This is a genomic window from Paenibacillus sp. JT22N1 (assembly GCF_059692155.1).
In genome coordinates, this window is record NZ_JCAUAW010000021.1 from 81,117 (window position 1) to 92,998 (window position 11,882).

8 protein-coding genes are annotated in these 11,882 nt (G+C 45.3%); all 8 read left to right on the forward strand.

Annotated elements, in window-relative coordinates:
• Window positions 1-3: 3 nt before the first annotated feature.
• The 8 genes from AC58UU_RS31470 to AC58UU_RS31505 all read left to right on the forward strand — a co-directional run bounded on the left by AC58UU_RS31470 (window position 4) and on the right by AC58UU_RS31505 (window position 11,433).
• On the forward strand, window positions 4-837 hold the full coding sequence (locus tag AC58UU_RS31470) for a glycosyltransferase family 2 protein (RefSeq protein WP_497321434.1): 834 nt from the start codon (window positions 4-6) through the stop codon (window positions 835-837).
• On the forward strand, window positions 821-2,083 hold the full coding sequence (locus tag AC58UU_RS31475) for a glycosyltransferase family 4 protein (RefSeq protein ID WP_497321435.1): 1,263 nt from the start codon (window positions 821-823) through the stop codon (window positions 2,081-2,083). The genes AC58UU_RS31470 and AC58UU_RS31475 overlap by 17 nt, the downstream gene beginning before the upstream one ends.
• On the forward strand, window positions 2,052-3,194 hold the full coding sequence (locus AC58UU_RS31480; protein ID WP_497321437.1) for a glycosyltransferase family 4 protein: 1,143 nt from the start codon (window positions 2,052-2,054) through the stop codon (window positions 3,192-3,194). Before AC58UU_RS31475 ends, AC58UU_RS31480 begins: the two co-directional genes overlap by 32 nt.
• A 30-nt stretch (window positions 3,195-3,224) precedes the next feature.
• Complete coding sequence (locus tag AC58UU_RS31485; protein WP_497321438.1) at window positions 3,225-4,325, forward strand: glycosyltransferase; 1,101 nt, start codon at window positions 3,225-3,227, stop codon at window positions 4,323-4,325.
• A 4-nt stretch (window positions 4,326-4,329) separates the two neighbouring features.
• Window positions 4,330-5,661 carry a UDP-glucose dehydrogenase family protein gene (locus AC58UU_RS31490; RefSeq protein WP_497321440.1) on the forward strand — a complete coding sequence of 444 codons (1,332 nt, stop codon included), beginning with the start codon at window positions 4,330-4,332 and terminating at the stop codon, window positions 5,659-5,661.
• A gap of 32 nt (window positions 5,662-5,693) precedes the next feature.
• Window positions 5,694-7,064: a sugar phosphate nucleotidyltransferase gene (locus AC58UU_RS31495; RefSeq protein WP_497321441.1), complete on the forward strand. Its 1,371-nt coding sequence runs from the start codon at window positions 5,694-5,696 to the stop codon at window positions 7,062-7,064.
• Window positions 7,065-7,286: 222 nt separating this feature from the next.
• A complete protein-coding gene (locus AC58UU_RS31500; RefSeq protein ID WP_497321442.1) occupies window positions 7,287-8,786 on the forward strand; it encodes a glycosyl hydrolase in 1,500 nt (499 codons plus the stop codon).
• A 19-nt stretch (window positions 8,787-8,805) separates the two neighbouring features.
• Window positions 8,806-11,433: a discoidin domain-containing protein gene (locus AC58UU_RS31505; protein WP_497321443.1), complete on the forward strand. Its 2,628-nt coding sequence runs from the start codon at window positions 8,806-8,808 to the stop codon at window positions 11,431-11,433.
• Window positions 11,434-11,882 lie beyond the last annotated feature (449 nt).

The following is an 11,882-nucleotide window of genomic DNA, read 5'->3' on the forward strand; positions in this document are numbered from 1 at the left end:
GAAATGAGTCACTATAGTGACGCTGTGGGAGAGAATCGGATTTCTGTTGTCATCATTGCGCAAGACGATGAAACGAGAATAGCCAATGCGATTGCCTCCTGCAAGCCTTTTGCAGACGAAATTGTTGTAATTGATGGCGGGAGCAAAGACGGAACAGTCCGTGTATCAGAGCAGTTGGGCTGCAAGGTATATGTGAACGCTTGGCCTGGTTATGCAAAGCAGCGTATTTATGGCAGTGATCATGCTACCTATGATTGGATTTTCGTTATTGATACCGATGAGGTTGTTAGTGAACCGCTAGCAGCTTCGATTATGAAGTTGAAAAGTGACTTGTCCGATCCGAGCAAAGCCTATGCTGTCTTGCGTATTGGTGACTTTCTAGGACGTTGGATGGGCAAGGGCGAGAAGCTTGTACGTCTATATAACCGTACCGAAATTCAGTACCGGGAAAGTCTTGTTCATGAAACACCGGATGTTGCAAGTGAGAATATCGAGTATGTGCCAGGTGTTCTATGGCATTATGGTTTCCGCAGTATTCATGATCATATTCAGCGGTTTAATAAGTATACCGATCTGGAAGCCGAAGGCGCTGTTGCTGCGGGGAAACGATTTAGCTTGCTGCGAATGTTCGTTCGCCCTCCCTTGCGATTTGTACAGAAATATATCGTTCATGGCTTGTATAAGAAGGGTATTCCGGGACTTGCGGTAGCCCTCTTCTGGGGAATATACGAATTCCTAGTATGTATGAAACAGTATGAGCTTGGGCTTGCTCGGAAAAGAGTGAAACAGTCCCAAGAGCCAATTAAGGAGGGGAAAGCTTATGCTACACTGCAATAGTTTGCGGATCCTGTGTACCGGAATGGGTTGGCCATCTGCACAGCCTGGAGGACTAAACACTTATTTCAAACATATTTGCGAAAGCTTAGCTACCCGTCATGAGCTGGAGGCGCTGGTATGCAGTGCGAATAAGCCGGTCGTTCAAGATGACCTCCGCGTCACGAACGTAGCCGTCACCGATTTGAAGTTAAGTAAAAGACGAGATGCCTTTCGGAAGCACGCAGCTGAACTGATGAATGGGCAGGACATCGATATCGTTTATTCCCACTTTGCTCCCTATAGTATAGGAGTTGCCATGGAAGCCAAAGCGAGAAATATTCCGGTGGTGATGACGTTTCATGGTCCTTGGAGTGAGGAAATCAGGCTCGAAGGCAAGGGATTGAAGCATCGAATCAAAACAATGATTGCCAAGAGCTGGGAGATGAAGGCTTATCGGCTGGCGGATGCATTCATTGTATTAAGTGAAACCTTCCGTGATATTCTTCATCACCAGTACGGTGTCCCGCTTTCAAAGATTCACATCATACCAGGCGGTGCTGATGTTGCCCGGTTCAAGCCGGCTGCGGATCGTACGGCGATAAGAAGGAAATTGCAGCTGGAGGAAGGGACGACTGCGGTGTTGACCTTAAGAAGATTAGTCAACCGTATGGGTCTTCTTCAATTACTGGAAGCTTGGAAAGAGGTTGCGAGAACGGTTCCGGATGCCGTGCTGTTCATCGGTGGCAAAGGGCCGCTTCAGGGAGAGCTGGAAAGCCGAATTGCTGAATATGGTCTCCAGTCTCGCGTCCGAATGCTGGGCTACATCCCCGATGGCGAGCTTGCTGATTATTATCAGGCTGCTGATCTGTTCGTTGTACCTTCCCAAGCATTGGAAGGCTTCGGATTAATTACCGTAGAAGCAATGGCTGCAGGGGTTCCAGTCATGGCAACACCGATTGGAGGCAATCGTGAAATTCTTCAGAAATACCGACCAGATATGCTGTTTGCAGGTAAAAGCAGCCAAGATATGGCTTCTGGTTTAATTCGCTTATTGCGGCACCGTGAAATGTGGCCTACCGCAGAGCAATGTAGAAGCCATGTGTTGGAGAATTATACCTGGGATCGTGTATCCAAACAGGTAGATAGTGTATTTAATCACGTAATCGATCAACATATGGTTACTTACGGCGGCAATCGTCAGGTAACGACTGGGAAGAAAGGAGGACGTGAACAGGATGAGGGTAGCTTATTTGGATCATACCGCTAGATGGAGCGGAGGAGAAGTCGCACTGTATAACATTATTACCCATCTAGGAAACGAAGTAGACCCACTAGTCATTGTGGCCGAGGAGGGTATGCTCGTAGACCGGTTAAGAGACAAAGGTATCGACGTTCGCGTTTTGCCTTTAAGTGATAAGGTACGCAATCGCAATCGGAATGCAGTTAATTTGCAAGCTGTATCGGCCGCTTTTGAGCTTCTCACCTATGGGAAGAGGCTCTCCAAATTATTGAAAGCAGAACAAGTCGTCTGTGTACATACCAATTCGTTGAAATCTGCTTTTTATGGAGCTGTAGCTGCTAAATTGGCAGGTATTCCTCTCATCTGGCATATCCGGGACCATATCGGAGTTCCGTACCTGAAACCGATCGTCGCTCAGGCGATACGATGGATGTCCCGCTTGCTGCCAAACGGCGTCATAGCGAATTCTAATTCAACCTTGAATGCTCTGCATTTGCCGAAATCGAAAAAAACGTTAGTTGTCTACTCAGCTTTCGCTAAAACGAAGAATTCAGGGATTGCTGTAGAGAAAAAGTGGATGAAGCCCTACGTTGTTTTGCTAGTTGGCAGGCTGGCGGAGTGGAAAGGCCAACATATTTTACTTGAAGCGGCCAAGTCGTTTCTACCCGATCAGCAGGTTCAGTTCTGGTTAGCCGGGGATGCCTTGTTCGGGGAAGACGCGTATAAGCAGCAGCTGCTACAGCAAATGGCAGATGACAAGCTGTACAATGTCACCTTATTGGGACATGTGGATGACATTCAAACATTAATGCAGCAAGCGGACCTTCTGGTTCATACTTCAATAACCCCTGAGCCGTTTGGTCAGGTCATTGTAGAAGGTATGGCGGCTGGCTTACCCGTAATTGCTTCTAATGAAGGCGGTCCGACAGAAACGGTTGTAAATGGCGAAACGGGACTTCTCATTACGCCCGGTGACCCCGCTTTGCTTGCCGATTCCATTCGCTACCTGCTGGAGAATCCAGAGGTACGGCGCAGAATGAGTGAGAATGGCATAAAACGCGTGGAACAACATTTTGTCATCGAACGAACTGTTACCCAAATCACTCATTACTATGCAGGTTTAATTGCTAACTCGTAATTATCCGCTAGTAAATAAAGGATGGATCAAATGAAAATAGCAATCGCGCATGATTATTTGGTTCAAATGGGCGGGGCCGAAAGAGTGGTTGAGGTCTTTCACCAAATGTACCCGAGTGCTCCCATCTATACGACCATGTTTAGCAATAATCGGCTGCTAGATGAGCTAAGAGATGCGGATATACGGGCCTCCTGGTTGCAAAAAATGCCCGGTGGGAAAAGTCATTTTAAAGAAATGCTCCCCCTATACCCGTTTGCGATTAAGGATTTTGATTTCCGAGAATTCGATATCGTGCTTAGCTCAAGCAGCGCTTTCATGAAAAGTATTCAGGTTCCGAAGGAAACGTTTCATCTATGTTATTGCCATACGCCGATGCGATTCGCTTGGGATTATGACACGTATATGGAACGCCAAACCAATTCAAGTGTGATGAAGCGACTCTTGAAGATCTATATCGATAGGCTTAAGCAATGGGATCAAAAAACGTCGGCTAACGTGAATCAGTTTATAGCTAATTCCTCCGTCGTAAAAAATCGCATTCGTAATTATTACCAACGTGATTCCGATGTTATTTTTCCGCCGATTAATACGTCGCGATTCCACAGCTCATCTTCCATTGATGATTATTATTTAATTGTATCGAGACTTGTTTCGTACAAGCGAATTGATCTGGCGGTAGAAGCATTTAATCGAAATGGACTGCCTTTATACATCGTTGGAGAAGGACCCGACATGGTGAGGCTAAAGGCAATGGCCAAAGGGAATATCCGTTTCCTTGGAAGGCTGGATGACGGTTCGGTCACTCAAATGATGGCGCAGTGCCGAGCGTTAATCTTTCCTGGTGAGGAGGATTTCGGCATTACACCGCTGGAAGCAAATGCTGCTGGAAGACCCGTTGTTGCCTATCAGGCAGGAGGTGCGCTAGATACAATTGTGCCTCATGTGAATGGTGTGTTCTTCAAACGGCAAGAGGTAGAAGATCTGCTGCTTGCGATTCAGGAAGTGGAAAACCATGCATGGGATGTAAGGCAAATCGTGCAGCACGCGCAGAAATTTGATGAGAAAACATTCATGGATAAATTAAAAGACTACATGGGTAAGGCCTACCAACAATTCAGAGAGGGGCATTAATCGTATGGATATTGCAGTAATCGGGACGGGGTATGTGGGGTTAGTTTCCGGGGTATGCTTCGCTGAAGTGGGCAATAACGTAATCTGTGTGGATTACGATGAACAGAAAATTGAAAAGCTGCAAAACCTGATATCTCCAATCTATGAACCTGGTATTGAACAACTGATGGAGAAGAATCTCAATGCCGGTCGGTTGGCCTTTACCACTGATTTGGCACAAGCCATCAGCCAATCCGAACTCATTATCATTGCGGTAGGCACACCTTCCTTACTAAATGGAGAGGCTAATCTGGCGTATATCGAGCAAGCGGCCATGGAAATCGGGAAGGCGATGAATAGCTATAAAATCATTGCAACGAAAAGCACCGTTCCTGTTGGTACGAACGAGCATATTCAAATGATTATTGCCATGAATACGTTGCAGTCTTTCGATGTCGTATCGATTCCAGAGTTTCTGCGTGAAGGCTCGGCGATCGACGATACCCTTCATCCGGATCGGATTGTTCTCGGGATTGAAAATCCAAACTTAGCCGCACCTCTCACGGAGCTGCACCGTTCATTTACTGATCAAATCTTCGTTACAAGTATTCGCAGCGCGGAAATGATCAAGTACGCTTCTAATGCTTTTCTAGCGACCAAAATTTCCTTTATTAATGAAATATCGAACATTTGTGAGAAAGTTGGCGCAGATGTCACCGAGGTAGCCAAAGGAATGGGGCAAGATAAGCGAATTGGCTCTTCCTTCCTGAGTGCGGGTATCGGCTACGGGGGTTCTTGTTTTCCCAAGGATACAGACGCGTTGATTCAAATTGCTGGTAACGTCGACTATGAGTTTCAATTGTTAAAGTCGGTTGTCGAGGTGAATAAATCGCAGCGTTATAAGGTGATTTCCAAGCTGGAGGCGTCCCTCGGTCAGCTTAGCGGCAAATCTGTTGGCATCTGGGGATTGTCTTTTAAACCGAACACGGATGACATTCGATATGCGCCTTCCATCGAAATCGTTGAAACCCTGATTCGTGCTGGAGCGCGCCTGAAGCTGTATGATCCGATTGCGATGGAGAAATTTAAGGAACGCATCGACCATCCGGCGATTCAGTGGTGTGAGAATGCCCTGGAGGCAGCCACGGGGTCCGATGCCATTTGTTTACTTACGGATTGGGAAGAATTCAAAGTGGTCCCATTGTCACAGCTCATTTTTGTCATGGAGCAGCCAATTCTTATTGATGGTCGCAATGTGTTTAGCAAAGAGCAGGTTCAGGGAACTGGACTCAAATATTATTCCGTAGGAAGACCTGATTTGATCGGGGCATCCCGTCCAAAAGCGCTGGCTAGATAATTGTCAAATAAACCGAGTGGAGCGTGGTATTCATGAAATTGGTTCTTCTTTCCGGCGGGTCGGGTAAACGACTGTGGCCATTGTCCAATGATTCCAGATCTAAGCAATTCTTAAGGGTACTTGAAGATGCTGAAGGCAGAAGCGAATCCATGGTTCAACGTGTATGGAGACAACTGCAGAATACGGGCCTCGGCGATGATGCTTACTTAGCGACGAACCGCTCCCAGGTAGAGATGATCATTAGTCAATTGGGTGGCGATGCACCACTTATTGTCGAGCCTGAGAGAAGAGATACCTTCCCTGCAATCGCGCTTGCTGCTGCTTATATGTATGATGTCGAAAGTTTGCCCCTGAACACTGTGATTACGGTGTTACCTGTAGATCCGTATGTCGATGAGGCTTTCTTTCAGAAAATCAAACAGCTAGAGTATGTTCTGCACGAAACGGATGCGAATTTGGCACTAATGGGCGTTGTTCCAACGGTTCCGTCTGAGAAATACGGGTATATCGTTCCCTCTGACAAACGTAGAGAAGGGTCAGAAGCACTTCACGTTAACCATTTTGCTGAAAAGCCGAATCGTGAACAAGCAGCTGCCTTGATTGAACAGAAGGCGCTTTGGAACTGCGGTGTCTTCGCTTTCCGACTAGGCTATCTCATCGAAGTCATGGTGGAGAAGGGCATCCCGATTCAGTATGAAGAAATGCTTAAAAACTATTATAGATTAACGAAAATTAGCTTTGACTACGAAGTTGTAGAGAAGGAAGCTAACTGTGTTGTCGTACCTTACGACGGCTATTGGAAAGACCTTGGCACTTGGAATACACTGACAGAGGAAATGAGTCGATCCCAAATCGGAACGGGCATCGTGACTGAGGATTCCGAGAATACCCATTTGATTAATGAGCTAGACATTCCAGTTACGGTGATTGGGATTAAGGACGCCGTCATTGCTGTCAGTCCTGATGGCATTCTAGTAACGAGTAAGTCGGAAAGTCCTCGCATTAAGGAAGTTATGAATAAAATTGAACACCGTCCGATGTATGAGGAGCGCAGGTGGGGACGTTATCGCGTGATTGACTATGTCAAATATGCGGAAGATAATGAGGTGCTGACCAAACGGATTCTCGTCCATGCAGGTAAAAATATAAGCTATCAGCTGCATTATAAACGCAGTGAAGTGTGGACGATCATAAGCGGCGTTGCGGATATTGTCATTAATGACAAGCTCTATCAAGTGAAGCCTGGTGATGTCGTTCGAATTCCAGATGGAACTAGGCACAGCATTCGAGCCATAACGGATGTTGAATTTATCGAGGTCCAAAGCGGATCCGAATTAGTTGAAGAAGACACGGTTCGTATTTGTATGGCATGGAAGGATATCCCCCTTCACCAATTTATTTAAGATTTGTTTTGAAACAACGAACCGCCTTCTATTCGACTTTGGCGAATGGAAGGCGATTCCTTGTTTGAAAGCATAACTAAAATTGGAAAAACTTTCAAAACATTAATATAATGCTTATACAAATCTAATATATGACCTGTATGGTAGATTAAGCATGATGAACACGCGTGAATGGAACGTAAATCAGGGTTCATTGTGTCAATCTACGATACCGGAGGAAAGATGATGATCGATTTTTTTGGAAAGGTGGGTGTGCGTAAGAAGGTGGTTTCCTTATTGTTTCTACTCTCTTTGCTAGCACCGAATTTCTTGCTTAACCCGAACGTAACGAATGCGTCAGTTGTTCCTATCAACTCACAAGCAACGTACGAAGCTAAGGCAGTACTGCAGCATTTGTATGCTATTTCGGGTGTAAGCATGATTAGCGGACAGCATGATTACCTAGAAAGCCCGGATGAATGGACGAATCAAGTTAAAGGCTTGACTGGTAAATATCCGGGTCTTCATGGTTATGAATTCGGTGCTATTATGGATCAATCAGAAAGTCAATTGGCAGATCAAAGACAAAAGGTGGTTAATAGTGCGATTGCGTGGAACCAGGCTGGCGGTCTGGTAACGATATCATTTCATGAAAGCATTCCTGGAACATGCTTTTGCTGGTCGAATGTAAAGAAGGAAATGAGCCAAGCCGATTTTGATAAGTACGTTACGCCAGGTACTCCCCAGTATGCGCAATTGCTTGCAGATCTCGATAAAGCTGCCGTGTACTTAGGGAAACTTAGGGATGCAGGTGTTCCTGTCTTATGGCGCCCCTATCATGAAATGAATGGTAATTGGTTCTGGTGGGGCAAGAAGAGCAACTTCCCTGCATTATGGAATATCATGTACGATCGCTTCGTTAATGTGCATAAGTTGAATAACTTGCTTTGGGTGTGGAGTCCGAATGCACCGAATGCATGGTCTGACTCGTATACAGCCACTTATCCTGGAGAAAATAAGGTGGATGTACTCGCCGTTGATATCTATGACAATGATTACCATTCGGATTATTACACCAAAATTGTTGAATTGGCTAATGGTAAGCCTGTAGCCGTGGGGGAAAATGGCGAGCTGCCTAGTAGCACTATTTTGAATGAGCAGCCCAAATGGGCCTATCTGATGACATGGGGCAAAATGCTGGCCGAAAATAATAACCTACAAGAAATTGAATCCTTCTATACGAATTCCAAATTACTGACAAGAGAATCTCTACAACCTATAAAAGCACCTATCTCACAACAACCTGTCTTACAGGATGAGAGATACGGGTTGCGAGCGCAATATTACGATAATAAGGATTTGACCGCGCTGAAGGAAACGAAGGAAGATGCCAAGATTGATTTCAATTGGTCCACAGCGGCTCCATTTCCTTCTATGCAAGCAGATACGTTTTCCGTGAGATGGACGGGTAAACTTAAGCCCAAATATACGGAAACCTATAAGATTTCAACCTTAAGTGACGATGGCATCCGAGTTTGGGTGGATGGCGTGTTGGTAATTGATAGTTGGTTTAATCAAAGCTGGGTGGAACGATCCGGAACCATAGCACTAACCGCTGGCGTGCCTGTTGATTTGAAAGTCGAATATTATGATAATACGAATGGTGCTGTTGCTAAAGTCATGTGGACGAGCCCGTCCCAATTGAAAGAAATTATTCCCGCGAGTGTCCTATTACTTCCTTGATGGTTGAGAGGTATCTAACATGATGAGATATGTAATTGTACCAACTGCCTTGTTGATCTTACTGATCCTGACCTCGGCTTCGAATAACTACAATGCATCGGCAAAAACAGATTTTGTAAACGAGATGACAGCTTCCAATCAGATTGGCAATCAAATATGGATGTTGGGCAATCAGAACGATTCCTATTTTGAATTTGGAAACGATAGCGCGGGACAGAGCAGTTACACCGTAACGCCCAACTTGAAGCATGCGGATGCTTGGGACACGGTGCCTCAAGGTCTTAATAAATCCTTGAATCCTACCTTTGCGATCAACTTCTCGTTAGCTGAAATACCTGAATATGGTGTTCATTTCCGAGTTCGAATTCTGGATGCTCATAAAGCCATTCCTCAGATGGCAGTTTTCTCCAACAAGATGCTTTCTGGCATCGTTCAGATTGCTGGAGTCGGGGGGACAACAAGCTCTTACCCGTATAAGAAATTATATGAGCTTTATATTCCTAAGGAGCAGCTGCAGCTGGGAAATAACGAATTGAAGCTGTCAGCCTTAGGCTGTTTGTATTGTACGGCAGATGAGAATAAATTTCTTTGGTGGAAATGGGATTACCTAGCACTTGATGCGCTATCTTCACCTGCTGAAGAACCGATTCATGGGAGATATGTGGAATCCGGTACGAAGGTAAGCAATCTGTCATTCTACTATGATCAGGGAGCAGTAAGGCACCTTCCTTATGTATTGAAATGGTTAGGAATCGCCTACAGCGGCAATGTGATGAGGGTAGATTGTGCGACAGATGTGAAGATGGGGTGTTCGTCGATCAAATCTTATTACGAAACCCTACGCGATTACAATACTGAAGCAGTAGCTCTTCATCTGCATACAGGAAATATTAAGCTGAAAGAAGATGGCACACTACCTGCAGATGCAGAGAATAAATTATTGGATTATGTGAAACAGTATGGGTCCATGTTTCAATACTATGAGATTGATAATGAACCAGGCTTGTTCAATCGCTCCAAAGGGGTGAATCTAGCCATTGCGAAGTGGTTAAAAACCCATCTTCCTGAGCTTGCTCCTCATGTGAAAACAGTGGCTCCCGGCTGGGCATATGCACCTAAGTACAACATTAGATCATGTAGAAATCAAACCTCGTCTGGCATGTTCAAATGTGGAGATCCCGACGGATGGGAAGATGATTCGGAGCAGCGAATGGAGCTAGAAGAGTTGACAGATTTAACGAATGGGCATGCTTACGGAAATTCGTATTCCGATAATAAGGATGGAAGCTTCTTAGAAAATCTGCAAACATTCGGAGGTGCAGAGGATGGTCTTAAGAAGCTAATGTTGAATACGGAGTATGGAACTTCGGATAGTCATATGGATCCTAAAGAATTTGGTGCTACGCAGCCCCAATCGGCGGTCTTCGATCGCATTATGAGGGCTCATATCGGTTATGCTGATATGTTTATGCAGCATGCTGCCTTTTATCCTCAATATTCCTTGTTTGAGTCGGGGATTGATTTGAATAATCAAAACCCAGCGCAAATGAAGATTCATAAGAACTTAACGGACAAAGATACACGGGTTGGGATTATGCGAAGGTTGAATCTAGCCTATGCCACGCATGGGAAACCGCTAGTTTACGAACTTACCAACAAGTCTGAGTTGGCTGATAAGCTTGTTTATTTCCGCGGCGTGGATACATCGACATTGCCTGCACTCCCAGGATCAGGAGCGAAGTCGGACAAAATTCTGCTTAACTTCGTAAATTTTGGGACGAGTACGCAAACAATACACGCCAAAGTAACTATGCCTGAAGCTGCTTTGTACGAAGGAGAAAGATTCGGAGCGGGTGATACCTATGAATCAGCTCGTACATATGTGACAGGACTGCAAGCAGCCCCTGAGCTTGAATTCAAGGAAACGCTGCTTCCGGGTGAAGCTGTGCAGTATATCCTGACGCGGACTGATGGGGTAAAACCGATTGCACCTGCGTGGATTCAGGCAAAGCCTATTGAGAATCATGCGATTGAGCTTAGCTGGAAAGAATCAGAAGGAGCACATAGTTATGATGTTTTACGAAAAATAGGTACGGCTGAGGGCAGCTACGAGGTGATCGCTGAACAAGTGCCAGAAACTAGTTTTGCCGATACGGATACATTGGTTGGAAACAAATACACGTATCAGATCAGAGTTTCAGGCTCAAAAGAGGTTTCGCAAGCGGCAACGGCGACGACTACCGATGTAGCTGCCCTGAACCGGGCAGAATGGGGAGTAACCAGCAGTTCTGGCAAACCTCAAGGTGCGATTGATGGCAGTCCCTATACGCGCTGGGATACAGGGACAGCTCAAGCACCCGGGCAATTTTATCAAATTGATATGAAGAACTCGTTCACAATCAACAAGATTGTGCTGAGAAGTGAGAACTCACCGAATGATTACCCAAGGAATTACGAGGTATATGTATCTACTGACGGCTTCAATTGGGGAACTTCAGTCGCATCGGGTGTTGGCACAAGCGTACTAGAAATCAATTTCAATCCACAAAATGCGCGATACGTAAAGATTGTTCAGACAGTGAAAGCAGGGAATTATTGGTCCATTCATGATCTGCAAATTTACGGTCACAAAACGGATTTGACGTAAGCTTATCACGAATAACAGTGAAGGAAGGGCAGCTACTCCGAAGGAGAGCTGTTTTTTTGTCGCCACATAAGAAAGTATAAGTTTTCGGTTCCCATAAACCGCTCAACCGTCCATTTCGTGTCGACTTTCCAGTATAGCCGCTCCTTCCGCCAAGTAGCCAAATATTTAATGTTCACCCACATGTGAACATATTCTTGATTATCTACCTGCCCTCGCACTCAACTTTCTACAATATACTCCAATACAGGGGTACATCTATCTAATGGCTCAATCACAGGCAAGCTGCACCCATAGTTCCTCTAGCTGTATCCCAAACTCAACACGCACTTGGCATCACCAGATTGTAGCGGAACGTAGATGTCTTATTTTGCTCAAAAACGCGTATTTCACGTTTTCGCGGAACGAGGATCCGCTATTTCCCAATTTCGAGGTGTAAAAACCGGGAAAAC